The organism is Aureimonas sp. Leaf427 (assembly GCF_001425485.1).
Classification (GTDB): Bacteria; Pseudomonadota; Alphaproteobacteria; order Rhizobiales; family Rhizobiaceae; genus Plantimonas.
The window spans coordinates 168922-193456 of the sequence record NZ_LMQW01000048.1 but is presented as its reverse complement, the minus strand read 5'-3'; the positions used below and the strand labels follow the sequence as shown (position 1 = coordinate 193456).

The 24535-nt window shown below is 68.8% G+C and carries 24 protein-coding genes and 1 tRNA gene; 10 read left to right on the top strand and 15 right to left on the bottom strand.

The annotated features are described in order from the left end of the window. The first annotated feature begins 9 nt into the window (after nt 1–9). Together lysA and ASG62_RS20375 are read left to right on the top strand one after the other, a co-directional pair. Nucleotides 10–1290, top strand: coding sequence for a diaminopimelate decarboxylase (gene lysA, locus ASG62_RS20380; protein ID WP_056696459.1), 1281 nt, complete (start codon nt 10–12; stop codon nt 1288–1290). A 90-nt stretch (nt 1291–1380) separates the two neighbouring features. Further along, the gene (locus ASG62_RS20375; RefSeq protein ID WP_056696461.1) at nt 1381–4059 is read left to right on the top strand and encodes a TIGR02302 family protein; all 2679 of its coding nucleotides are present in this window, start codon (nt 1381–1383) and stop codon (nt 4057–4059) included. A gap of 153 nt (nt 4060–4212) precedes the next feature. Here ASG62_RS20375 and ASG62_RS20370 read toward each other — a convergent pair whose 3' ends face one another. From ASG62_RS20370 to ASG62_RS20340, 7 genes are all read right to left on the bottom strand, one after another. Continuing rightward, nucleotides 4213–5076: a hypothetical protein gene (locus tag ASG62_RS20370; RefSeq protein WP_056696463.1), complete on the bottom strand. Its 864-nt coding sequence runs from the start codon at nt 5074–5076 to the stop codon at nt 4213–4215. 135 nt (nt 5077–5211) lie between these two features. Further along, entirely contained in the window at nt 5212–6093 is an 882-nt protein-coding gene (locus ASG62_RS20365) for a 3-hydroxybutyryl-CoA dehydrogenase (RefSeq protein WP_056696465.1), read from the bottom strand. A 216-nt stretch (nt 6094–6309) separates the two neighbouring features. Further along, nucleotides 6310–7242: an electron transfer flavoprotein subunit alpha/FixB family protein gene (locus tag ASG62_RS20360; RefSeq protein ID WP_056696468.1), complete on the bottom strand. Its 933-nt coding sequence runs from the start codon at nt 7240–7242 to the stop codon at nt 6310–6312. Between the two features lie 130 nt (nt 7243–7372). Next, nucleotides 7373–8122 carry an electron transfer flavoprotein subunit beta/FixA family protein gene (locus ASG62_RS20355; RefSeq protein WP_056696470.1) on the bottom strand — a complete coding sequence of 250 codons (750 nt, stop codon included), beginning with the start codon at nt 8120–8122 and terminating at the stop codon, nt 7373–7375. Nucleotides 8123–8314: 192 nt separating this feature from the next. Further along, nucleotides 8315–8887: a cob(I)yrinic acid a,c-diamide adenosyltransferase gene (locus ASG62_RS20350; RefSeq protein ID WP_056696472.1), complete on the bottom strand. Its 573-nt coding sequence runs from the start codon at nt 8885–8887 to the stop codon at nt 8315–8317. Nucleotides 8888–8946: 59 nt separating this feature from the next. Then, nucleotides 8947–9135, bottom strand: a complete 189-nt coding sequence (locus ASG62_RS20345) for a twin transmembrane helix small protein (RefSeq protein WP_056696473.1) — start codon at nt 9133–9135, stop codon at nt 8947–8949. A gap of 180 nt (nt 9136–9315) precedes the next feature. Further along, the gene (locus tag ASG62_RS20340; RefSeq protein WP_056696475.1) at nt 9316–10206 is read right to left on the bottom strand and encodes a DMT family transporter; all 891 of its coding nucleotides are present in this window, start codon (nt 10204–10206) and stop codon (nt 9316–9318) included. Between the two features lie 171 nt (nt 10207–10377). Between ASG62_RS20340 and ASG62_RS20335 the strand changes: the two genes are divergently transcribed. Continuing rightward, nucleotides 10378–11334, top strand: coding sequence for an AEC family transporter (locus tag ASG62_RS20335; protein WP_056696477.1), 957 nt, complete (start codon nt 10378–10380; stop codon nt 11332–11334). Here the strand turns inward: ASG62_RS20335 and gluQRS are convergent. After that, entirely contained in the window at nt 11306–12235 is a 930-nt protein-coding gene (gluQRS, locus tag ASG62_RS20330) for a tRNA glutamyl-Q(34) synthetase GluQRS (protein ID WP_056696479.1), read from the bottom strand. The two genes, ASG62_RS20335 and gluQRS, sit on opposite strands and share 29 nt — an antisense overlap. Before the next feature lie 60 nt (nt 12236–12295). Between gluQRS and ASG62_RS20325 the strand changes: the two genes are divergently transcribed. After that, nucleotides 12296–13015, top strand: a complete 720-nt coding sequence (locus tag ASG62_RS20325; RefSeq protein ID WP_082537337.1) for a DNA-3-methyladenine glycosylase family protein — start codon at nt 12296–12298, stop codon at nt 13013–13015. A 57-nt stretch (nt 13016–13072) separates the two neighbouring features. Then, nucleotides 13073–13633 carry an HNH endonuclease gene (locus ASG62_RS20320; RefSeq protein WP_056696481.1) on the top strand — a complete coding sequence of 187 codons (561 nt, stop codon included), beginning with the start codon at nt 13073–13075 and terminating at the stop codon, nt 13631–13633. 210 nt (nt 13634–13843) lie between these two features. Here the strand turns inward: ASG62_RS20320 and ASG62_RS20315 are convergent, their stop codons facing one another. Further along, nucleotides 13844–14395 carry a disulfide bond formation protein B gene (locus ASG62_RS20315; RefSeq protein ID WP_056696482.1) on the bottom strand — a complete coding sequence of 184 codons (552 nt, stop codon included), beginning with the start codon at nt 14393–14395 and terminating at the stop codon, nt 13844–13846. 241 nt (nt 14396–14636) lie between these two features. Here ASG62_RS20315 and ASG62_RS20310 point away from each other — a divergent pair. Then, nucleotides 14637–14721: transfer RNA gene (locus tag ASG62_RS20310), tRNA-Leu, on the top strand. Between the two features lie 427 nt (nt 14722–15148). Here ASG62_RS20310 and ASG62_RS20305 read toward each other — a convergent pair. Continuing rightward, on the bottom strand, nt 15149–16240 hold the full coding sequence (locus tag ASG62_RS20305; protein ID WP_056696484.1) for an NADH:flavin oxidoreductase/NADH oxidase: 1092 nt from the start codon (nt 16238–16240) through the stop codon (nt 15149–15151). Nucleotides 16241–16355: 115 nt separating this feature from the next. On the opposite strand from ASG62_RS20305, the gene ASG62_RS20300 reads away from it, so the two are divergent. From ASG62_RS20300 to ASG62_RS20285, 4 genes are read left to right on the top strand one after another with little or no spacing between them, the layout of a single operon-like run. Beyond that, entirely contained in the window at nt 16356–16670 is a 315-nt protein-coding gene (locus ASG62_RS20300) for an ArsR/SmtB family transcription factor (protein WP_056696486.1), read from the top strand. 46 nt (nt 16671–16716) lie between these two features. Next, entirely contained in the window at nt 16717–17337 is a 621-nt protein-coding gene (locus ASG62_RS20295) for a TetR/AcrR family transcriptional regulator (protein ID WP_056696489.1), read from the top strand. A gap of 54 nt (nt 17338–17391) precedes the next feature. Further along, on the top strand, nt 17392–18990 hold the full coding sequence (locus ASG62_RS20290) for a GMC family oxidoreductase (RefSeq protein ID WP_056696491.1): 1599 nt from the start codon (nt 17392–17394) through the stop codon (nt 18988–18990). After that, nucleotides 18987–20381: a coniferyl aldehyde dehydrogenase gene (locus ASG62_RS20285; RefSeq protein ID WP_056696493.1), complete on the top strand. Its 1395-nt coding sequence runs from the start codon at nt 18987–18989 to the stop codon at nt 20379–20381. Before ASG62_RS20290 ends, ASG62_RS20285 begins: the two co-directional genes overlap by 4 nt. Before the next feature lie 81 nt (nt 20382–20462). Here ASG62_RS20285 and uxuA read toward each other — a convergent pair whose 3' ends face one another. Genes uxuA through ASG62_RS20260 form a run of 5 tightly spaced genes read right to left on the bottom strand, consistent with a single transcriptional unit; the run spans nt 20463 to nt 24514 of the window. Then, nucleotides 20463–21659, bottom strand: coding sequence for a mannonate dehydratase (uxuA, locus tag ASG62_RS20280; protein ID WP_056696495.1), 1197 nt, complete (start codon nt 21657–21659; stop codon nt 20463–20465). 53 nt (nt 21660–21712) lie between these two features. After that, nucleotides 21713–22414 (bottom strand): GntR family transcriptional regulator, encoded by a 702-nt coding sequence (locus ASG62_RS20275; RefSeq protein WP_056696798.1) that lies wholly within the window; start codon nt 22412–22414, stop codon nt 21713–21715. Nucleotides 22415–22425: 11 nt separating this feature from the next. Continuing rightward, entirely contained in the window at nt 22426–23172 is a 747-nt protein-coding gene (locus ASG62_RS20270) for an amino acid ABC transporter ATP-binding protein (protein WP_056696497.1), read from the bottom strand. Then, a complete protein-coding gene (locus ASG62_RS20265; RefSeq protein ID WP_056696499.1) occupies nt 23169–23846 on the bottom strand; it encodes an amino acid ABC transporter permease in 678 nt (225 codons plus the stop codon). The genes ASG62_RS20270 and ASG62_RS20265 overlap by 4 nt, the downstream gene beginning before the upstream one ends. Then, nucleotides 23843–24514: an amino acid ABC transporter permease gene (locus ASG62_RS20260; protein WP_056696500.1), complete on the bottom strand. Its 672-nt coding sequence runs from the start codon at nt 24512–24514 to the stop codon at nt 23843–23845. The genes ASG62_RS20265 and ASG62_RS20260 overlap by 4 nt, the downstream gene beginning before the upstream one ends. Nucleotides 24515–24535 lie beyond the last annotated feature (21 nt).

Genomic DNA, 24535 nt, shown 5'->3' with positions numbered 1-24535 from the left:
ACGAGCGCCATGAACCATTTCGAGTATCGCGACGGCGTTCTTCATGCCGAGGACATCGCTCTCAGCCGCATCGCAGCGGAGGTCGGAACGCCCTTCTACTGCTATTCCACCGCGACCCTGACGCGGCACTACCGCGTCTTCTCGCAGGCCTTCGAGGATATCGACTCGCTCGTCTGCTACGCGATGAAGGCCAATTCCAACCAGGCGGTTCTGAAGACGCTGGCCGATCTCGGCGCCGGTGCCGACGTCGTGTCGGGTGGCGAGCTGAAGCGCGCGCTCAAGGCCGGCATTCCGCCCGAAAAGATCATGTTCTCCGGCGTCGGCAAGACGGAAGAGGAGATCGATCAGGCGCTCGAGGCCGGGATCTTCTGCTTCAACATCGAGTCCGAGCCCGAGCTCAACCGCCTGTCCGAGCGGGCGAGCGCACTCGGCCGCACCGCGCATGTCTCCTTCCGCATCAATCCCGACGTCGACGCGCGCACCCATGCCAAGATCTCGACCGGCAAGAAGTCGGACAAGTTCGGCATCGCCTACGATCGGGCGTTCGAGGTCTACGGCCGGGCACGCGAGCTTCCCGGCATTCTCGTCGCCGGCATCGACATGCATATCGGCAGCCAGATCACGGAGCTGGAGCCCTTCGACCTCGCCATCGCGCGGCTCGTCGCCCTCGTCGGCGACTTGCGCGCGGATGGGCACCGGATCACCCATATCGATCTCGGCGGCGGTCTCGGCGTGCCCTATCGCGCCGCCGACGAGACGCCGCCGGACCCGCAAGCCTATGCCGCGATCGTCAAGCGCCATGTCGTCGGGCTCGGCTGCAAGGTGATCTTCGAGCCGGGGCGGCTGATCGTCGCCAATGCCGGCGTGCTCGTGTCGAAGGTCGTCTACGTGAAGGACACAGGCGACAAGACCTTCGTCATCGTCGATGCCGCGATGAACGATCTCATCCGCCCGACGCTCTACGAGGCCTGGCACGAGGTCATCCCCGTCGCCGAGCCGCAGGCCGGCGAAGCCCACATCGTCGCCGACATCGTCGGCCCCGTCTGTGAGAGCGGCGACTACATGGCGAAGGATCGCGAGATCCCCGCGATGCAGGCCGGCGACCTCGTCGTGTTCGGCACGGCCGGCGCCTATGGCGCGGTCCAGGCGGGAACCTACAACACGCGCCCGCTCGTGCCGGAAGTGCTCGTCAACGGGGACGCCTTCTTCGCCGTGCGCCCCCGGCAGACCGTCGAGGAGCTGATCGCGCTCGACCGCCTGCCGCCCTGGCTGGCGCCCGTCGCGGGTTGAGGCAAAGCATCACGTCGCCGTCACCGCCTCGCCTTCGCCGCAAAAACTGCTAGGCTCCTCATTCGACGAGGAAAAAGGCTAGGGCGCGCGATGAACGAGGAGACCGGACCGATCCGCTCGGCCGGGCAGCAAGGCCCCGCATCGGCAAAGCGCCCGTCCGCCGTTCCCGCCAGCCTCTCCTCGACGCGCCGGCGCGCCTACGGGGCGATCCTGATCGAGCGGGCCTATCCGCTCCTGCTCGGCCTCGGCCTCGTGGCGGCGGTCTATCTCATCCTCTCCTGGTTCGGGCTCTTCGCCGCCGCGCCCGCGCTCCTGCGTTTCGCGCTTCTCGGCCTCGTCGCCGCCGCCGTGCTCTTCGTGGTCTGGCGGTCGCGCGGCCTTCGGCTGCCGTCCGCCGAGGCGGTGGACCGGCGGATCGAGGCCAAAAGCCGGCTCGACCACCAGCCGCTCGCCACGCAGATCGAGCGCCCGACCTCCGACGATCCCTTCGCCCTCGCCCTCTGGCGCGAGCATCAGGCGCGGATGGCGGCTCGCCTGCGCGATCTTTCGGCGGGAACGCCGCGCACGGAGCCCGAGCGCTTCGATCCGTTCGCGCTTCGCGCCGTCGTCGCCCTCGTTCTCGTCACGGCCTTCGCCTTTTCCTACGGCTCGCGCGGCGGACAGATCGACGACGCCTTCGCCGCGACGCCGGGGCCCATCCTGCCGGGCGCGCGCGTCGATGCCTGGGTGACGCCGCCGACCTATACGGGCCAGCCGCCCGTCTTCCTCACCGGCACGAAGGCCGAGGGCGCCGAGGAGGCCGCCTCCCTTCGCGTGCCCGCCGGCAGCGTCCTCTCCATCCGCGTCTCCGACGGCGCCAATGCCGCGCTTACCTTCACGCCCGATGGCGGCGAGCCCGCGACGATCGCGCCCGGCCCCCTGCCCGAGGCCGCGAACGACGCCAAGCCTCCCGTGCCGGTCGCGACCCCGGCAAACGCCGCTCCCGATGGCGCCGAGAACCCGGCACCCGGCGCCGGGTCCTACGAGGTGAAGCTCGCACAGAGCGGCTCGGCCGAACTCTCCGGCGCCTTCACGCGGCTCGGCGGCTGGCGCTTCGACGTCGTGCCGGACACGGCGCCCTCCATCGCCTTCGCGGCGGAGCCGGCGACCGCGCGCAACGGCGCGATGGAACTCGCCTATACGGTGAACGACGATTACGGCGTGCGGCGCGGCGAGGTCGAACTCGTCGTCAAGGAGGAGGCCGCGCCCGGCGCCCGGCCCCTCGTAGCGGCGCCCGAGATCGCTCTCGCCATGCCCCGCCGGGCCAAGGGCGAGGGGAAGGGCCGGACCTCGGCGAACATCACCGAGAGCCCCTATGCGGGCGCCAAGGTCGCGATGACGCTCGTCGCCCATGACGATGCCGGGCAGACCGGCGTCTCCGAGCCCAAGCTCCTGACGCTGCCGGCCCGCCGCTTCTCCAACCCGCTGGCGCGCGCCGTGATCGAGCAGCGGCGCATCCTGGCGCTCGATGCCAATGCGGCCAAGCGCGTCGTCGGCATGATCGACGCGGTGACGGTGAGCCATCCCGAATTCATCGCCCGGTCCAGCGACTATCTGGCGCTGCGCGCCGCGCGCACGCGCATCGCCACGGCCGCCAATGACGACACGCTGCGCGAGGCGGTCGATTTCCTCTGGCAGATCGCGCTCGGCATCGAGGACGGAAACCTTTCCGCCGCCGAGAAGAACCTGCGCGACGCCCGCGAAAAGCTGTCGGAAGCTCTGGAAAACGGGGCGAGCCAGGAGGAGATCGACAAGCTGATGGCCGAGCTTCGCGAGGCCATGCAGGCGTATATGCAGGCCATGGCCGAGGCGATGAAGGACCGCCCGCCCTTGTCGCAGAACCAGATGTCGAACGCGCAGGAAATCCGCCCCCAGGATCTCGACAAGATGCTCGACCGCATCGAGGACCTCGCCAAGTCCGGCTCCAAGGACGCCGCCCAGCAGCTTCTCTCAGAGCTGCAGTCCATGATGGACAATATGCAGGCCATGCAGCAGCAGCCGGGCCAGCAGGGGCAGAGCGGCGAAGAAAACGCCATGCAGCAGCAGATGGACAAGCTCGGCGAACTGCTGCGCCGACAGCAGGAGCTGAAGGACAAGACCTTCGATCTCGGCCGCAAGCAGGTCGAAGAGCAGCAGCGCCGCCCCCGCCAGCCGGGCGAAGAGGGCCAGCCGGGCCAGCCCGGCGACAAGGGCGAGCCGATGACGGCCGAGCAGCTGAAGGAGGCGCTGAAGTCGCTCAAGGACCAGCAGGCGCAGCTCCAGAAGGAGCTCGGCGAGATGCAGGACGGCATGAAGGGCATGGGCATCGAGCCCGGCGAGGGCTTCGGGGAAGCCGGCAAGGCCATGGGTCGTGCGGAAGGGGCGCTCGGCGAGGGCGACGACGGCGGCGCGGTCGGCGAGCAGGGCAAGGCCATGGAAGCGCTGCGCCGCGGCGCCAAGGACATGATGAGCCAGATGCAGCAGGCCATGCAGCAGGGCCAGGGCCAGCAGCCCGGCCAGGGCCAGATGGGCGAAGGCTACGGCCGCGGCCAGCAGCGCTCCGGCCGCGACCCGCTGGGCCGACAGCGCGCCACGCAAGGCCCCGATTTCGGCCAGGACGTGGACGTGCCCGACGAGATCGACACGCAGCGCGCCCGGCGCATTCTCGATTCGATCCGCAGCCGCCTCGGCAACCAGCTCTCGCCTCAGCAGGAGCGCGAATACCTGGAGCGGCTGCTCCGCACGCCCTGACGCTCCGCCGCCCTTCGGCGACGGGGCGGCCCGCGATGTCAGGGGCCTCTGGTGTCTCTCAAGAGAACGCCGCGCGCGGCTGACAGCGGCGGCGGTTCTTCGCGACCGTGGCGGCCCGGCAGCACCACTCGGCCGAAAAGCGCCCGGCGCCGCTCAGCTTGGCTGAAGGCCGGACGGATGGTGCGCCGGGACGACCGTTCGGAAGCCGGCCCTGGCGAGAAGCAGGAGATTGGCGCCGAGAAAGGCGAGGAGCAGAAGCGCCGTCCAGCAGTGGACGATGTCGAGCACGCCGATCCGCCCGTTCAGCTCCTTCAGCAGGCCGAGGAGAAAGGCCGAGACCCAGGACGCCGCCGAGACCGAACCGGAGGCCAGGCCGATCAGGCGCGCCTGAAGCGTCGCCCCGCTGAAGAGCGGCTGGTGCACATCCTTCAGCGTCATCGGCATGACCCAGCGATGCAGGGCGAAGCCGTTTAAGGTCAGGATCGAGACGATGCCGATCTTGCCCCAGAGCTTGGGGTTGGCGAGCTTGGCGGGGTCGGTCAAAGAATAGAGGATCAGGAAGCCGAGGCCCGAAATCCAAAGCAGCAGAAGGCCGATCGAGACGACCGCACCGATCAGCTCGAAGGCCGTTCCGACCGACTGCGACTGCCGCCCGCGCACCATCCAGGACAAAAGCCAGGCGTCGAGAATCAAGGCGCCGCCGAAGCCGATGGAGAGGCCGACGAGGTGGACCGCGAGGAGGGCGTTGCGGGGATTGAGCGGCGCCAGGAACCAGGGAAGGTCCGCGGCGCCCCCTCCTGGCGCGAGGGTAGAGGAGACGGGCGCGGCGGCGGCGGCGAAGGCGCCGTGATCGAGCATCAGCGAGGGACGGAGATCGTCGAGCCGCCCGGCCGCCTCGATCGGGCCGATGGACCCTGCCCAGAAACAGAAAAGGCCGAGAGCCAGCGCGAGGGCATACCGCTCCGTCCGCGACATCGCGGCCATGGCGGATCGGAGCGATCTGATGCGAGCGATCATGAAACAGGGCACCGTCGGCAGGGATCGAGCGGACGCGCCGAACCTAACTCGACAGTCTTGAACCCGCGTTAAGGCGGCCCGATCCGACCTCCCGATCTCCGGCGGCCCATCGGCGCATCGGCTCTGCGCCTGCGATCAGCGCGTCGGGACGGGCGTCTCGCCACGATAGTCGTAGAAGCCGCGCTGCGTCTTGCGGCCGAGCCAGCCGGCCTCGACATATTTCACCAGGAGCGGACAGGGCCGATACTTGGAATCGGCGAGCCCGTCATGCAGCACCTGCATGATGGAGAGGCAGGTGTCGAGGCCGATGAAATCGGCCAGCTGGAGCGGCCCCATCGGATGGTTCGCGCCGAGCCGCATGGCCATGTCGATCGACTCCACCGATCCGACGCCCTCGTAGAGCGTATAGATCGCCTCGTTGATCATCGGCAGGAGAATGCGATTGACGATGAAGGCCGGGAAGTCCTCGGAGACGGTGACGGTCTTGTCGAGGGACGCGACGAAGGCCTTGGAGGTCTCGAAGGTCGGATCGCCCGTGGCGATGCCGCGCACCAGCTCGACGAGCTTCATGACCGGGACGGGGTTCATGAAGTGGATGCCGATGAAGCGGTCGGGCCGGTCGGTGGCGGAGGCGAGCCGCGTGATCGAGATCGAGGACGTGTTGGTGGAGAGGATCGCGGAGGGCTTCAGGACCGGGCAGACGGTCGCGTAGATCTTGCGCTTGACCGTCTCGTCCTCCGTCGCGGCCTCGACGACGAGATCCATGTCCGACAGATCGGAAACCGTCTGCGCGGCGCGGATGCGCCCGATCGCGTCGGTCTTCTCCGTCTCGGTGATCTTGCCGGACGCGGCCTGCCGGTCGAGGGTCAGAACCGCCTTCTCGACGCCGCGAACGGCGCGATCCGGGGTGAGGTCGTAAAGCGTCACGTCGTAGCCCGACAGGGCGACGACATGCGCGATGCCCGGGCCCATCTGCCCGGCGCCCACGATTCCAATCTTGCGCATCTCGTCTGCCATTCGTCCCGCCACCGCGCCGCACCGTTTGCAGGTGCAGCATAGACCGTTTCCACGGAAGGAATGGACTCAATTCTGAGAGACGTTCGAAGTTCGTGGCGCGGTGTGCCCGGATGTGCGGTTGCCCGCCCGGCGAGGCGGCCGAAGCGCTTCGATCCGCCCTGTCTTATCTCACGACCGCCCCGGCCTTGGGCATGCCGAAGGCCGGGGCGGTCGATGTCAGAGCTTGGACGCCATTTCCGGCAGGATCTGGAAGATGTCGCCGACGAGGCCGTAGTCGGCGACCTGGAAGATCGGGGCTTCCTCGTCCTTGTTGATCGCGACGATGACCCTCGAATCCTTCATGCCGGCCAGATGCTGGATCGCGCCGGAAATGCCGGCCGCGATGTAGAGGTCGGGCGCCACGACCTTGCCGGTCTGGCCGACCTGCCAGTCGTTGGGGGCATAGCCCGCATCCACCGCCGCGCGGGAGGCGCCGACGGCGGCGCCGAGCTTGTCGGCAAGCGGCAGGATGACCTCCTCGAACTTCTCCTTGGAGCCGAGCGCGCGGCCGCCGGAGAGAACGATCTTGGCGCTGGTGAGATCCGGGCGCTCGGAGACGGCGAGCTTGTCCTCGACGAAGGTGGAGACGCCGGGATCGCCGGCCGCCTCGACCGTCTCGACGGGCGCTGCAGCGGCACCGGCCCCGGTCGCCTTGAAGGAGGCGGTGCGAACGGTCACGACCTTGACCTTGTCGGCGGACTTCACCGTCTGGATCGCGTTGCCGGCATAGATCGGCCGCTCGAACGTATCGGCGCCCTCGACGCCGGTGACGTCGGAGATCTGCATCACGTCGAGGAGCGCGGCGACGCGCGGCAGCACGTTCTTCACCGTCGTCGTGGACGGGCCGACGATCGCATCGTAGCTGCCCGAAAGCTTGACGATGAGATCGGCCAGCGGTTCGGCGAGGCCGTTGGCGGTGGGTCCGCCATCCGCGACGAGAACCTTCTCGACGCCGGAAAGCTTGGCGGCCTCGGCCGCTGCGGCGGATGCGTTGGTGCCGGCGACCAGCACATGCACCGCGCCGCCGAGAGCGGCGGCGGCGGTCAGCGCCTTGGCGGTCTGCTCGGAGAGCGCGCCCTTGTCATGTTCGGCGATCAGAAGCGTCGTCATCGAAATGGTCCTCTCGTCTCGAAATGGGTCCTGCCTCGTCCGATCCGGATCGATCCCCGCAAGAGAGCCCGGCCGCCGCATGTCGCTCGCGCGAGGCGGCCGCCGGACATCTCCGGAGGATCGGCAGGGATCAGAGGACGCCCGCCTCGCTCTTCAGCTTGCCGATCAGCTCGTCCACCGAGGCGACCTTGACGCCGGCGCCGCGCTTGGCGGGCTCGACGGTCTTCAGGACGGTGAGACGCGGGGCGACGTCGACGCCGTAATCGGCGGGCGACTTCTCCTCGAGCGGCTTCTTCTTGGCCTTCATGATGTTGGGCAGGGAGGCATAGCGCGGCTCGTTGAGGCGAAGGTCGGTCGTCACGACCGCCGGAAGCTTCAGCTCCACCGTCTGCAGGCCGCCATCGACCTCGCGCGTCACCACGACCTTGTCGGCGGAGAGCTCGACCTTGTTGGCGAAGGTGCCCTGCGCCCAGCCGAGCAACGCCGCCAGCATCTGGCCGGTCTGGTTGCAGTCGTCGTCGATGGCCTGCTTGCCGAGGATCACGAGGCCGGGCGCCTCGGCTTCGGCGATGCCCTTCAGGATCTTGGCGACGGCGAGCGGCTCGACCACGCCCTCGGCCTTCACCAGGATCGCGCGGTCGGCGCCCATGGCGAGCGCGGTGCGAAGCGTTTCCTGGGCCTGCTGCGGGCCGATGGAGACGGCAACGATCTCGGTCGCGATGCCCTTTTCCTTCAGCCGGATCGCCTCTTCGACGGCGATCTCGTCGAAGGGGTTCATCGACATCTTCACATTGGCAAGATCGACGCCCGAACCGTCCGGCTTGACGCGGATCTTGACGTTGTAGTCCACGACGCGCTTCACGCAGACGAGAACCTTCATGGCAGCATCTCCCCTTTGCACCCGACCGCCGTCAACGTGGCCCGGCAGGATCGGGCCGCCCCCATATCGGCGGACGCTTCGACGAAGGGTTCTGACGGGTCGCCCCGCATCTTTCAAGTCTAGAGACGACGAAGGGAAGCCGCATTTGCCACAAGACCGGGCTCTTCCCGCTCCCGGCGCACTGACGTTGCGTCAGCGGCTGGCGCCCGGAACCCAAAGCACGTCGGACCGGCCCATTTCGTTGGCGACGCGGGCCGCGACGAATAGATGGTCGGACAAACGATTCGCGTAGAGAAGCGCGGGTCCGCCGACGACCTCGCCCTCGATCCGGGCGAGCGCCACCATGCAGCGCTCGGCGCGCCGGCAGATCGTGCGGGCGAGATGGAGATGGGCCGATGCCGCCGAGCCCGCCGGCAGGATGAAGCTCTTCAAGGGCTCCAGCTCGGCGTTCATCGCGTCGATCTCGCGCTCCAGGCGCTCGACCTGCGAGCCCACGATGGCGAGGCGCTCATAGGGCAAGGGCTCGCCGGTCTCGGGCGTCGCGAGATCGGCGCCGAGGTCGAAGAGATCGTTCTGGATGGTGGAGAGCATCCCGTCGAGCGCGGCATTGGCGTGGAGCCGAGCCAGTCCGATCGAGGCGTTCAGCTCGTCCACCGTGCCGATCGCCTCGAGCCTGAGATCGGACTTCAGCCGGCGCGGTCCGCTGCCGAGACCGGTCGTGCCGTCGTCGCCGGTGCGGGTGTAGATGCGGTTCAGCTTGACCATGTCGGGACATCCTTCCAGGAACTACGGGGCCTTCCGCGAGCTATCAGGCCTTCCAGGAGCTATCGGGCGAACCAGAGAGCGCCGACCATGACGAGGACGGCGATCGCCTGGAGCATGACGCGGGCGCGCATCAGCTTCTGCGAGGTGTTGCCGGGCCCGCCCCGCAGCATGTTGAACAGTCCCATCAGGAGCACGATGGCGACGGCGATCATCACGCCGAAGGCGAGGATGCTGAGGACGCTGGACATGACGCGGCTTTCCGGTGGGCGCTGGTTGGACCTCATATAGACCGCGCGGCGGCATTGAGCGAGGCGGCCCCGCGACGCGGGGGCCGGGCGAGCGAGGCGGCCCCGCGACGCGGGGGTCTCCAGCCAAGTAGCCCCGCGACGCGGGGGCCGGGGTGAGCGAGGCGGCCGCGCGGTTCAGCCTCAGCCGAGCGGCGGGGCCTCCTTCGGCGCGCGGGCGTGGGTTGCCGCCGCGACCCCGATGCCGGCGAGCGCGAGGCCGCAGAGTTGCACCGGCGCGAGCCGCTCGCCGAAGAGCAGGAAGGCCATGACGGCGGTGACGCCCGGCACGAGATACATCAACGAGGACACTTTCGAGACCGCGCCCTCCCGGATGAGGAAAAGCAGGAGAAAGATCGCGCCGATCGACAGGACCAGGGTCAGCCAGAGCAGCGCGAAGACGAACTCGGCCGTCCAGTCGATCGCCTGCGTTTCGAAAAGGAAAGAGCCGATCGTCACGGGAACGAGCGCGCCGACATATTGAAGCGCCGTGCCCGTGCGCAGATCCAGCCCGCCGACGAAGCGCTTCTGCCAGACCGTGCCGACGGAGATGGAGATCATCGCGAGGACGGCGGGACCAAGCGTGATCCAGCCGAGCGAGGGATCGAGATCGAGCTTGGGCAGGATCACCAGCCCGACGCCGGCGAGCCCGAGCGCAAGGCCCAGCCAGTGGCGCGGGCGGATCGTCTCGTGAAGGATGCGCGCGGCGAGCAGCGTCGTCACCAGCGGCTGAAGGCCGGCGATCAACGCGGCAAGGCCGGCGGACAATCCGTGGCGCACCGCGAAGAAGACGCCGCCGAGATAGAGGCCGTGGATCAGCCCGCCCGCGATCATCGCGTGCAGAGCCGGCTTCAGGCCGGGGCGCGGCAGGCCGGCGAGAAGCGCGACGGGCGCCAGCAGGACCAGCGCCGCGGCGAAGCGGAGCACGAGAAAGGTGAAGGGCTCGGCATGGGGCATGGCGTAGCGCGCCCCGATGAAGCCGGTGGACCAGAGAAGAACGAAGAGGGCGGGAAAGGCGGGGAGAAGGCGCTGCATCGGCTCGGGACTTTCTCGGAGCGGCCGCGTCGGCCCTCCCGCCCGGCCATAGCAGCCGGGCAGGGGCAAAGGAAACGGCCTTGCCAAGCGCCGGCCGAGGCAGGACAGTGGCGGGGCCCGAAGCGATGCGCAGCCGATCCGCCGCGACGAGACCGGCGGCGCGGACGCATCATGCAGACCATTCTCAACGTCGTCGTTCCCATCTTCGCGCTGATCGGCGCCGGCTTCCTCGCCGCCCGCACGGGGTTGCTCGCGGTGTCCGTCGGCGACGCGCTCGCCAAGTTCGTCTTCGTCATCGCGGTGCCCGCCCTCCTCTTTCGCACCATGGCGACGGCCGCCTTCGCCGGGGCGAACCCGCTTTTTCTCTGGTTCGCCTATTTCGTCGCGGTCGCGGCCACCTGGGCGGTCTCCTCCCTTCTCGTCCGGCGCCTCTTTTCCACCGATCGGCGCACCGCCGTCATCGCCGGCATTTCCGCGAGCTTCTCCAACACGGTCTTCGTCGCCATCCCGGCCGTCGACCGCGCCTACGGGCCGGAGGGGCTGGAGGCGCTGTTCCTCATCATTTCCGTCCACCTGCCTTCGATGATGGTGGCGGCGACGCTGATGATGGAGCGCGCCGCCGCCAAGGACCTTGTCGCCGCCGACACCGCTCCCGAGCCGGCCAGCCTCGCGCGGACGCTCCGCGCGGTCGGGCGGAACCTGTCGCGCAACGCGATCGTCGTCGGCATTCTCGCCGGCCTCGCGCTCCGCCTGTCCGGCCTCTCCCTGCCGACCGATCTCGACGAGGCCGTGCACCTTCTCGGCGGGACGGCCGGGCCGGTCTCGCTCTTCGCCATGGGCATGTCGCTGACGCGCTACGGCATCCGGGGCGATCTTTCGAGCTCGACGCTCGTCTCGCTCCTCTCGCTTCTCCTGATGCCGGCGATCGTCTACGGGCTCGGCGTCGCGATCCTGCCGCCGGTCTGGCTGAAGGCGGCGGTGATCACCGCGGCCTGCCCCGCCGGCATCAACGCCTTCCTGCTCGCCACGCATTTCCAGTCGGGCGAGCGGCTGGCCGCCACCGTCATCCTCGTCTCGACGCTCCTCGCCATCGCATCGCTCAGCTTCTGGCTGGCCTTCCTCGGCTAGTCTCATGCGGGCCGGGCGAAAAGCCGAGGCGCGCGCGGATGCTTTCGGCGGTCTCGCCGGCCTCCCGAAGTGCGCGGAGCGAGACGTCGCCTCGGCTCTTGGAGAGCTTGCGCCCGTCATCGCCCAGCACGAGCCGATGGTGGTGGTAGACCGGCTCGGGCAGGCCGAGCAGCGCCTGGAGCAGGCGGTGCACCGAGGTCGCCGCGAAGAGGTCCTGCCCGCGAACGACATGGGTCACGCCCTGCAGCGCATCGTCCACGGTGACGGCGAGGTGGTAGCTCGTCGGCAAGCCCTTGCGCGCCAGGACCACGTCGCCCCAGGCGCCGGGATCGGCGGCAAGGCGCCCCGTCTCGCCGGCCGGCCCGGCCCCGGTCTCGGTGAAGCCCAGCGGACCCGCGCGGGACAGGGCCGCCGCCATGTCGAGGCGAACGACATGGGCGTCGCCCGCCGCGATGCGGGCGGCACGCTCGCTCGTGGAAAGCGCGCGGTCGTCTCCGGGATAGAGCGGCGCGCCGTCGGGATCGCGGGGCCAGCGCCGGCCGGTCTCGGCTTCCGCGCGCTCCGCCCGGGCTCGGATCTCGCCGCGCGACAGAAAGGCCGGATAGACCAGCCCCTCCTGCTCAAGACGGTCGAGCGCTTCGCGATACCGGTCGAAATGCTCCGACTGCCGGCGCGGCTCGCCGTCCCATTCGATACCGAGAAAGGCGAGATCGGCGAGAATGCCGCGCTCGAGCTCGGGCCGGCAGCGCTCGGGATCGATATCCTCCAGCCGCAGCAGGAATCGGCCGCCGCTCGCGCGCGCCATCGCATGGTTGGTGAGGGCGGAGAGGGCATGGCCGAGATGCAGCTCGCCGTTCGGGCTGGGGGCGAAGCGGAAAACGGGTGGATCGCGCGATGTCATCGCGCCATGCTTGCCCGAGCCGGGGCCCGGCGCAAAGGGCCGCAGGGAGCATGCCCGCCGATGATCAGGACCGAGGCGGACATCGCCCGCGAACTTGCCGCGCTCCTCGCGATCGATCCAAGCCTCCACCCCGTCGCGGAACGGGCGGGCGCCCTCCCCCTTCGCGTCTCGCCGCCGGGTCTTCGCGGGCTGATCGGCACGATGATCGGGCAGCAGGTGTCGCGCGCCAGCGCGACGGCGATTCTCGGCCGGCTCTCGGCGCTGGCCGACCTCGACGATCCCGCCGCGATCCTGTCGCTCGGCGATGCCGAGATGCGCGCGGCCGGCCTTTCCCGCGCCAAGGAGCGCACGCTCCTGGCGATCGGCGCGGCGGCGGCCTCCGGCGCGCTCGATATGGACGCGCTCTCGCGGGCGCCGCCGGACGAGGCGATCGCGGCGCTCGTGCAACTGCCGGGCATCGGCCCCTGGACGGCCGAATGCTTCCTTCTCTTCTCGCTCGGCCATCCCGACATCTTCCCCGCGGGAGATCTCGCCCTGCAGGTCGCGGTCGGCCATGTGCTCGGGCGCGCGGACAGGCCGAGCGCGCGGGAGACGATGCGCCTTGCCGGCGCCTGGGCGCCCCATCGCTCGATCGCCGCGAGGCTCTTCTGGGCCTTCTATGCCACCCTTACGAGACGCGACGCGGCGCCTGCGGACGGCCCCGCCGAGACGGCCACGGGCAAGGCGCCGCAGCGGCATGCCGTCGCGGAAAAGGCAGGCTTCACAAAGGCGACACGATAGGACACGATAGTCTCTGCGTAGAGAGTGCAGTCACGGTTCGTAAAGGAGTCGGGTACTTTGACGATCGCGGTCGCCCAGCATTTGCCGCCGGCGCTGGTCCTCAACGCGGATTTCCGTCCTCTCAGCTATTACCCGCTTTCGCTCTGGGGCTGGCAGGATGCAATCAAGGCCGTGTTCCTCGACCGGGTGACGATCCTGGCCGAATACGAACAGACCGTCCGCAGTCCAACCTTCAATATGCAGCTTCCCTCGGTCGTCTGCCTGAAAGCCTATGTGAAGCCGGCGCGCCATCCCGCCTTCACGCGCTTCAACGTCTTCCTCCGCGACCGCTTCCAGTGCCAGTATTGCGGCTCGCCGAACGAGCTGACCTTCGACCACGTCATCCCGCGCTCGCGCGGCGGCCTCACGACCTGGGAGAACGTCGTTGCGGCCTGCTCGCCCTGCAACCTGAAGAAGGGCGGGCTGATGCCGAAGGATGCAGGCATGCTGCCGCACCAGATGCCTTACCAGCCGACCGTGCACGACCTCCACAACAACGGCCGGCTCTTCCCGCCGAACTTCCTGCACGAAAGCTGGCTCGACTATCTCTACTGGGATTCCGAGCTGGACCCGGAATAGACCGAACCGCTCGGGCCGAGGCGGGAGCGTTTTTCTGCGGCTTTTCAAGCCTACCGGAGCGGAAGGCCTGTCAGCCACGCTGCGACCTTGCAGCCTCCGTCGTCCGGGCTTGCGAAACGATCATCGGGCTTCGAAGCGGCAACGGCCATCGAAGGACGGCAGAGGGGCAGCGCCCTCGCCTCCTCCGGAGCCCCTGCCGGCTCGCTTGGCTTATCGGCGGAGCGATGCCTTGCCGGCAAAGCGGTCGGCCGGACCGAGGCCCGTGCGCAGCGCAACGAAGGCGAAGAGCGCGGAGGCCAGTACGTTCCAGCCCGCGAAGGACAGGCCGAGGAACCGCCCGGCCGCCTGATCGCAGGCGGGCGGCTGGACTCGGTCGATCGTAGCGAGCAGATCGCCGCCGAGGTCGGCACCGCCGGCCAGCGCGCAATCGGTCGGACCCGCCCAGAAATGCCACTCGACGCCGGCATGATAGACCGCGAGATAGAGGCCGTAGAGCATGACGGCGCCGATGGCGACGAGAAGCAGCCGCGTCAGGATCGCCGGCGCGCGCGCCTTGGCCGAGACGAGCGCGGCCAAGGCGAGGCCGATCGAGACATAGTAGGGAACGCGCTCCTGAAGGCAGAGGGCGCAGGGGATATAGCCCCCGACATGCTCGAAGAGCAGCGCGGTGCCGACCGTGCCGGCCGAGCCGACGATGAGGATCGCCGCGCCGAGCGTCTGGCGCAGCCCCGCCGGCCCACTGACAGAGACCTCACCCGCCATCTCGCCCCATCCTTCCAACGCCGCCCCGTCTCCCGGAGCCTCCGCCAGCCTCTAGCATCCCCCCGGACCAGCGGGAAGGCACGCGGCCGACACGGCCGCCCTCGCCCTTTGCCGGCGCCGGGGCTACCGCCGAGACGACCCTCCCGCGGCGGGAAACCTCTGGACCGAAGCGCTCCCCCGTGGCATGAGAGGGCCGCCTCCATCGCCCCGGCCCCGGCCGTTCGCGCGATGTCCGGGCGATGCGGGTGTGGTGGAACTGGTAGACGCGCCGGACTCAAAATCCGGTTCCGCAAGGAGTGTCGGTTCGATTCCGACCACCCGCACCATTTTTATTTGCGCCTTGCCGCCCGCCAACCCAAGGCGCGGGTTCGACGTCGCTTCGCTCCGCCGCACCATCTCTCCTTCGCGGCGCCGCCGGCCGATCCGTCGCGTGGGTTCGACGTTTCTCCGCAGACCCCGAACCACTCCGTCCCCGTCCGATCGCGTCGACTGCATGGCGTTTCGTCTGACCCTCGTCGACGTGGCGCGGCTTGATCGTCGTTGGACAGGCGACTGCCCAAAGCATTCGGGGATCGTGCCGTCGCCGATGATGGGCCGTCACACGGGCAGCAGAACCGGTGGCGTGTGAAGCTACGCTTCATCCGATCTCGCACGGACGGACCGCATCGTCTTGTTGCCCGACTCGGTCGGGCGCGCCGGACGTTCGAAAGCGGAAGGCGGCCGGGGTCCGGCCGCCTTCCGTTCTTTGCGGCTTCAGGACGTGCGGTAACGCTCGAGCCAGTGGGCGTAGGGCGCGGGAAGGGTCCAGGCGGCCTTGTCGACGCCGAGCTCTTTGGCCGCGCGGTAGGGCCAGTGCGGATCGGCCAGGAGGGGGCGTCCGAGGGAGACGAGATCGACCTTGTCGTCGGCGATCAGGGCCTCGGCCTCGGCGGCCTCGCTGATGAACCAGCTCGTCGTGGCGGGCAGTCCTGTCTCCCGGCGGACGCGCTCGGCGACGGGCGCCATGAAGGCCGGGCCCCACGGGATGTTTGCCGTCGATGTCGAGAAGCCGATGCTGACGTCGATGAAGTCGAGGCCGGCCGCCTTGAAGCGGCGAACCATCTCGATCCCCTCTTCGAGATCGTTCGAGCCGTCGAATTCGGTGACGCCGAAGCGCGCGGCCAGAGGCAGGTTCTCCGGCCAGACCGCCCGGACCGCCTGCAGCGTCTCCACGAGGAAGCGGGCCCGGCCCTCGAAATCGGAACCGTAGGCGTCCTCGCGCTTGTTCGACCAGGTCGAGAAGAAGGACTGGGCGAGATAGCCGTGGGCGAAGTGCAGTTCCAGCCATTCGAAGCCGGCAGCACGCGCGCGGCGGGCCGCGGCCACGAAGTCGGCCTTCACCCGCTCGATCTCGGCGAGCGTCATGGCGCGCGGCACCTTGGGCAGACCGCCGCCGAAGGCGATGGCGGACGGCGCGATCGTCTCCCAGCCACGCGGGTCATCGGCGGCGATGTGGTCGTCGCCTTCCCATGGCCGATTGGCGCTGGCCTTGCGGCCGGCATGGCCGATCTGGATGCCGGGAACCGCGCCCGCCGCCTTGATGGCCGCCACGACCGGCTTCCAGGCATGGCCCTGCTCGTCGGTCCAGATGCCGGCGTCGCCCGGCGTGATCCGGCCCTCCGGCGAGACGGCGGTCGCCTCGGCGATCACGAGGCTCGCCCCGCCGCGCGCCAGTCCCGCGAGATGGACCAGGTGCCACTCGTTGATGACGCCGTCGTCGGCCGAATACTGGCACATCGGCGAAACCACGATGCGGTTTCGCAAGGTGACGTCCTTCAGCGTGTAGGGGGTAAACAAGGCGGGCATGGGCGGTTCCTGACTGGGATTTTGGAAGAGCCGTCGACGGCTCCACGAGGATGGTACGATAGTTCGGTAATAGTCGAACATTGAGACGCCCACAAGCCTGTGCTATCCCTTCCCCATGCGCTCCATTCCTCATCCGACGATCGAAGAGGTCGCTCTCAGTCAGGTGCTCTACGCGCTGAGCGACCCCGTGCGCCTCTGCGTCGTCCGCCAGCTCGCGGCCGAGGGCGAGGCCACCTGCTCGGCTCTCGACGGGGGGCGGCCGAAATCGAGCATGTCGCATCATTTCCGCGTGTTGCGCGAGGCGGGCCTGGTGCGCACGCGCACGGACGGCCCGGCCCATATGAACGAGCTGCGGCGCCGGGATATCGACGGAAAGTTCCCGGGTCTCCTGGCCGCGGTGCTCGCCGTCGAGCCGGACGAGGCTCGCTGACACGCCGTTCCCGGCGCGACGCGCATCACAGGATTGTTCGGACGGCATGGTGGCATCCCGCAAGTACAAGCCCTCCAGAAAGCGCGAAGAGACCTCGGAGCAGATGCGCCGGCGCATCAAGGACGGCGCCTGGACCGTCTTCGCGCGACAGGGTCTGGACGGCTCGACGATCACGGACATCGTCGCGGAGAGCGGATCGTCCACCGGCAGCTTCTACAATCATTACCGAACGAAGCAGGCGGTCTTCGACGAGCTGCTGGCGGACCGGACCGCCGAGGTGCGGTCGGTCACGTCGGCCGCGCGGGCGCGGGCCGACGACCTCGAAACCATGCTGAGACTGTCCTACGAGGACCTTCTGGACCACATTCTCGGCATCGAGGACGCCCTGTCGTTCCTCGCCCGGAACCAGCATCACATCCGCACCAGCCTCTACGGCGGCGACGGCACGAGCGACCTTCTCGCCGACATTCGAGACGACGTGGCGCGCGGCATGCCGGGGCTGTCGCTCGACGACGACGAGATCTCGCTCGTCGCCAGCCTGATCGTTTCGATCGGGATCGAGACCCTGCTTCGGCTCGATGCACGCCGCGACACCGACATCTCGGCGCTGGCCGCGCTGATGACCCGTCTGATCGTCGGCGGGATCGGCGGTCTTCGCCAAGGATGAAAACTTGACGACATCCTCAACTATCCTCATCGTCCCCGCAGGGGGGACGATGACATGCAGGAAGCCGACTACGTCATCGTGGGTGCCGGCCCCGCCGGCTGTGCGCTGGCGGCGCGGCTGGCGGCTTCGCGGGAGAAGCCGTCGGTTCTCCTGATCGAGGCCGGCCGTCCCAAGCCCTCCATGCTGTCGATCCTCCCGGCCGGCCTCGCGGCTCTCGTCGCATTGAAGTCGCCCTACAATTATGCGCTGGGCACCGTGCCGCAGCCGGAGCTCGGCGGCCGCCGGGGCTACGTGCCGCGGGGGCGCGGGGTCGGCGGCTCCAGCCTCATCAATGCGATGATCTACATTCGCGGACAGCCCGAGGACTACGACGGATGGGCGGCCGGCGGCTGCGCCGGCTGGAGCTGGGAGGACGTCCTGCCCCTCTTCCGCCGCTCGGAAAGCAACCAGCGCGGCGCCGACGCGTGGCACGGCGGCAGCGGACCGATGGCGGTGTCGGACCTCGCCTCCCCCAGCCCCGTCTCGCGGGCCTTCGTCGAGGCGGCGCGACAGGCGGGCTATCCGCCGAACGGGGATTTCAACGGCGCGACCCAGGAGGGCGTCGGCCTGTATCAGGTGTTCCAGCGGCACGGCGCGCGCCTGGATGCAGGCTCGGCCTATCTGGGCGAGGCGCAGTCCTGGCCCAACCTGACCATCGCGAGCCATCTGCGCACGGAGCGGGTGACCTTCGCGGGGCGGCGGGCCAGCGGCGTCGTGGTCGTCGGCCGTGACGGACGGCGCGACATCCGGGCGCGGCGCGAGGTGATCCTCTCGGCGGGCTCGATCGCCTCGCCGCACTTGCTGATGCTGTCCGGCATCGGACCGGCCGGGCACCTCGCCGAACACGGCATTTCGCTTCACGTCGAGGCACCCGACGTCGGCCGCAACCTTCAGGACCATCTCGACTATACCGGGCTGCAGCGGATGAAGGGCCCCGGCCTCGTCGGGCTCGGCCTGGATACGCTGCTGCGCGGCGTCGCGTCCTATCCCGCGTGGCGCAAGGGCCATGGCATGCTGACCAGCAATGTCGCCGAGGCCGGCGGCTTCGTGAAGAGCGATCCGCAAGCGGCGCGGCCGGACCTGCAGTTCCATTTCTGCACGGCGCTCGTCGACGACCACTGCCGCCGCCCGCATATGGTGCGGGGCATTTCGCTGCATGTCTGCGTCCTGCGCCCGGAAAGCCGGGGCGAGGTGCGGCTGGGCTCGCCCGATCCGGCGGCCCCGCCGCTGATCGACCCGCGCTTCCTCTCCGCGCCGGCCGACCGAGACGTGCTTCTGAAGGGCGCTCGGGCGGTGCATCGCATCCTGGAGGCGGAACCGCTCGCCCGCTATGGCGGCCGCTACCTCTATGCCAGGCCGAACCCGAGCGATGCGGCCTTGGCCGAGCTGATCCGCGACCATTCCGACACGATCTATCACCCGGTCGGCACCTGCCGGATGGGCAGCGACACGCGCTCGGTGGTCGCGCCCGACCTCACGGTGCGCGGGGTGGAGGGCCTGCGCGTCGCGGACGCCTCGATCATGCCGGCGCTGGTCAGCGGAAACACGCAGGCGCCTTCGGCGATGATCGGCGAGAAGGCGGCCGATCTCATTCTCGGACGGAGCGCGCTATGAGAGACGACGATCTTCGGGCCGCGTTCGACCGGCTGCGTGCGGCATCGCGCTCCACTCCCGCCCCCGACGCCTCCGCCCGCGTCGAGGCGCTCGAAACGCTGGCCCGGATGGTGAACGGCCATGCGAAGGCCATCCGCGCCGCGATCGACGAGGACTTCGGCGGCCGCTCGCACGACGAGACGCAGCTGCTCGAACTGGTGCCGGCAATGCGCGGCATCCGACACGCCCAGCGCAACCTGCGGCGCTGGATGCAGGACGAGCGCCGTCCGGTCGATCTCGTGTTCCAGCCCGCGCGCGCCTGGGTGCGCTACGAGCCCCTGGGGGTGGTCGGCATCATCGCGCCCTGGAACTACCCGCTGCTCCTGTCGATCGCGCCGCTCGGCGACGCGCTGGCCGCGGGCAACCGCGCGATGCTGAAGCCCTCGGAGCTGACGCCGCGCTTCTCCGATCTGCTCGCCCGGCTGATCGCCGAACACTTCCCGGCGGATCGGGTGACGGTGGCGACGGGCGGGGTCGACGTCGCGCGCGCTGTGGCGGCTCTGCCCTTCGACCACCTTCTCTTCACGGGATCGACGTCGGTCGGCCGCGAGGTCATGCGCGCGGCTGCCGATCACCTGACGCCCGTGACGCTGGAACTCGGCGGAAAGTCGCCCGTCATCCTCGCGCCCGACTATCCGCTCGCCAAGGCGGCGGCCTCCATCGCCTTCGGCAAGTTCGTCAATGCCGGCCAGACCTGCATCGCGCCGGACTACGTGCTGGTGCCGCAGGCGGATGCGAGGCGCTTCGCCCAAGCGGTGATCGATGCGACGCAGCTTCGATACAGGACCATCGCCGGCAACGGGGACTACACCGCGATCATCTCCGAGCGGCATCGCGATCGCCTGTGCGCCGCCATCGAGGAGGCTCGCGCGGGCGGAGCCGAGATCGTCGTCCATGGCGACGCGGCCCGGGATCCGGCGCGGATCGCGCCGACCGTCGTGCTCGATCCCGGCGCCGACAGCCTTCTGATGCGCGAGGAGATCTTCGGTCCGGTCCTGCCGGTCGTCGGCTATCGCACGCTGGACGAGGCCATCGCCTTCGTCGCCGCGCGCGAGCGCCCCTTGGCGCTCTACTGCTACAGCCACGACGCGGCGACGCATGCGCGCGTGCTCGGCGGCGCGACGTCCGGCGGGGTCACGCTGAACGGCACGCTGCTCCACATCGCGCAGGACGGCCTGCCCTTCGGCGGCCTGGGGCCGAGCGGCATGGGCGCCTATCACGGACGCGACGGCTTCCGGCGCTTCAGCCATGCCCGCGCGGTCTACAAGGTCGGCGCGATCAACGTCTTCGAGCGGCTGGGAGCGCCCTGGAGCCGGGCCACGCGGATGATCGCGAGATGGCTGGCGCGCTAGCCGCCCCCTCGGCCCCTCCCCGCGCGGGACCGGTGCCCCGCGCGGATGTTCGAGCCTTGCGGCCCGGACGAAGGCTTTCCGTCAGGCCATTCCGTGCACGGCGTGCGTCAGCGTGCGCTCGATGCCGCGCAGCTCGGCGAGGCCCTTCAGCCGTCCGATGGCGGGATAGCCGGGCTGGGCGTTGCGGGAGAGATCGTCGAGGATCTCCTGGCCATGGTCCGGCCGCATGAAGATCTGCCGGTCCGCCCGGCCGTCCTTCGCCCGCTGCTTCTCCTCGGCGACGATCGCGGCCACGACGGCCACCATGTCCGTGTCGCCGTCGAGATGGTTGTCCTCGAAGAAGGAGCAGGGATAGCTGCCGGTCTCGCGCTTCACGTTGCGCAGATGGGCGAAGTGGATGCGCGGGGCGAGACGCTTCGCCATTGCCGGCAGATCGTTGTCGGGACGCGCGCCGAGCGAGCCGGTGCAGAAGGTCACGCCGTTGGCCGGGCTGTCGACCGCCTCCAGCATCGCGGTGTAGTCGGCCTCGGTCGACAGGATGCGCGGCAGGCCGAGCAGCGGCCATGGCGGATCGTCGCCATGCGCGCAGAGCCGCATGTCGAGGCTTTCGGCCACCGGCACAACCTCGTTGAGGAAAGCGAAGAGATGCGAGCGCAGGCGGTCGGCGTCGATCGCGGCGTAGCGCGACAGGGCGGCCCGCAGGCTGTCGATCGTGTAGCCGTCGGCGGAACCGGGCAGGCCGAAGCCGACATTGCGCGACAGGGCGGCCTTCTTATCGTCCATCATGTCCCGGAAGCGGCGCTCGGCCTCCTCAACGAGCTCTGCCGGATAGTCCGCCGCCGCGTTCGCCCGCTCGAGCAGGAAGAGGTCGAAGGCGACGAAATCGGGAAAGTCGAAGCGCATCGTCTTGGCCTTGCGCGGGGTGGACCAGCGCAGGTCGGTGCGCGTCCAGTCGAGCACGGGCATGAAATTGTAGCAGACCGTGTGGATGCCGGCGCCGGCCAGCTGCCGCAGGCTTTCCTTCCAGGCCTCGACATGGGCCTTCCAGTCGCCGGTCATGGTCTTGATCTCCTCGGAGATCGGGATGCTCTCGACCAGCTCCCATTCCAGCCCGCCGGCCCTCACCTCGTCCTGCCGCCTGGCGATCTCGTCGGCGGTCCATGCCGTGCCGGTCGGCACGTGATGCAGGGAGCTGACGATCGCCTCGGCACCGGCCTGGGCGGCGTCGAGAACGCTCACTTTGTCGACGGGGCCGAACCAGCGCCACGCATGTCTCATGCTCTCGATCCTTTTCGATAAGGGTATCCGGCTCGGTGCTCGATCCGCGGCCTTCAGGGCGCGATGTCGGCGTCCGGCGCTTCCACGAAGAAGTCGGCATTGTCGGCCGCGATCTGGTCGACCGCGGCGAAGGCGGTGCGCAGATGGGCCTGCATCACCTCGACCGCGCCGGTCGGATCGCCGCCGACGACCCGCCCCACGAGGTCCTCGTGCTGGCGGAAGATCATGTCCAGCCAGACCGAGCGCTCCAGGGAAATGTAGCGGAGCCGGTCGAGCGAGACCTTGGCCGACGCGATCACGTCCCAGACATGGGGATGACCGGCGATCTCCATCAGCCGCCGATGCATCGTCTCGTCGGAGAGGAAGAAGCCGACATGGTCCTTCCTCCTGATCAACCGCTGCTGCTCCTCCAGAAGAGGATGGAGAAGCTGTTCCTTGTCGCTGCGCGTCGAGGAGGCCGCCCGTGCCACCGCGCTGCATTCCAGGCTTTCCCGGACGAACTGGGCGTCGCGCACCGAGCCCATCGAGATCGGCGCGACATAGGTTCCGACCTGCGGAATGATGATCAGGAAGCCCGCATCCGCGAGCTTCTGGAAGACCTGCCGCACCGGCGTCCGGCTGACGCCGGCCTCCTTGGCCACCCGGCTTTCCGAGAGCACCGCCCCCGGCCTCAGCTTGCCCGTCAGAATTCGCATGTAGAGCGAATCGTGAAGCTCCTTCACGCCCATTCTGGTCTGGCTGAGGGGCGTCGGCATGGACATGACGGTCAGTGCGCTCCGGCGGTGATCGTGCTGAGGAACTGGCGTGCCCGCTCGCTCTTGGGGTTGGCGATCATCTCGCGAGGCGGGGCGTCCTCGACGATCTTGCCGCCGTCCATGAAGATCATGCGCGTTCCGACATCCGCCGCAAAGCGAATCTCGTGCGTGACGAGGAGCATGGTGCGCCCCTCCTGCGCCAGATCGCGCATGACGGTCAGAACCTCGCCGACGGTCTCCGGGTCGAGGGCCGAGGTCGGCTCGTCGAAGAGGAGGATGTGCGGCTCGGCGCAGAGGGCGCGGGCGATCGCCACGCGCTGCTGCTCGCCGCCGGACAGCTCGGCCGGATAGGCGTTGATGCGATGGGTCAGGCGGACCTTCTCGAAGAGGGCGCGGGCCCGCTCCTCCGCCACCTTGCGCTTCTCCTTGTGGACGACGACCGAGGCCAGGACCACGTTCTCCAGCGCCGTCATGTGCGGATAGAGATTGAAGCTCTGGAAGATCATCCCGATGCGCCGGCGCACGTCGATGATGCTCCGGTCGGCGGCCAGGACCGGCTTGTTCTCGAACCGGATCTCGCCGCCCTGGATGCTCTCCAGGCCGTTGACGCAGCGCAGCAGGGTGGACTTGCCGGTGCCGGACGGGCCGATGAAGCAGATGATCTCGCCGGGGCGCACGTCCAGGGAAATCTCGTTGAAGATCGTTCGCTGGCCGTAGCGCTTGGTGATCTTGTCGAACTGGAGGATCGGCTGGGTCATTGACCTGCTCCTGCAATCATCAGCTTCGTCGAGACGCTGGTGCGCCGCTCGAAATAGGCCCCCACGAGCGAGATGCCGTAATTGATGAGGAAGTAGAGGAACGCGAGGATCAGGAGAGGCACGAAGCCGCCGCCTTCACTTTCGCGGATGAGAAGGCCCGTCTTGGTCAGTTCGACATAGCCGATGATCGAGGCGAGCGAGGATTCCTTGATGGTCGTGATGTAGACGCCGACCGAGGGCGGCAGGATCACCTGGAGGGCCTGGGGGCCGACCACGTGGCGCATGGTCTGGGCATAGGTCATGCCGGAGGCCCTGGCCGATTCCCACTGGCCCTTGCCGACGCTGGCGATGCCGGCCCGAATGACCTCCGACATCGTCGCGGTGGCATGGAGAGAGAGGGCGAGCGTCGCGGCGAGGAAAGTCGAGACGTCGAAGCCGGCGACGAGCGGCAGGCCGAAATAGGCGAAGAAGAGGACGATCAGGATCGGGATCGACCGGAAGAGTTCGGTGAAGACGAGCGACAGGAGGCGCAAGGGCCACCACTTGGACATGCGGCCGAAGGCGACCAGCGTGCCGGCGACCGCGCCGATCATCAGGGCGAGCCAGGACAGCCAGATGGTGAGGCCCGCCGCCTTGAGGAAGAGCGGTAGATAGGGAAGCCAGGTCTCGATCATCGACGGGCCCTTTGATCTGCGAAGAGCCAGTACCCGACACCCAGCCGCAGGAGGTTCACGATCTGGCAGAGGACCAGATAGACGAGGGCGGCGATCAGGAACGTCTCGAAGAAGCGGAAGGAAATGGAACCGGTGGTCTGCATCCAGGACGCCACGTCCTCCACCGCGATGGTCGATGCGAGCGAGGAGGCGAGGATCACGGAGATGAACTGGTTTCCGAGCGAGATGTAGATCGTGCGGAACACCTGCGGCATCACGATGTGCCGGTAGAGCTGGACCGGCGTGAACCCTTGGGCGCGCGCCGATTCGAACTGTCCCTTGGCGACGGCCACGAGGCCGGAGCGCACGATCTCGGCCATGTATCCCGCGCTGTTCAGCGTCAGCCCGATCAAGGCAGCGGTGTAGGACGACAGGCGCAGCCCCGTCGCGGGAAGGCCGAAATAGACGAGGTAGAGGATCACGAGGAGCGGCGTGTTCCGCATCACCTCGATATAGGCCAGCGAGATCCCGCGAGCGAAGGGGTTCGCGCTGCGACGCATCACGGCCAGAATGCAGCCGAGAGCGAGACTGAGGACGATCGCCGTCACCGACAGGGACAGCGTGATCCGCGCGGCTTCCCAAAGAAGGGGAATGTATTCGTAGATGCTGCGAAACTGGAACGTATACATGAGACCGATCCTCCGGAGAGC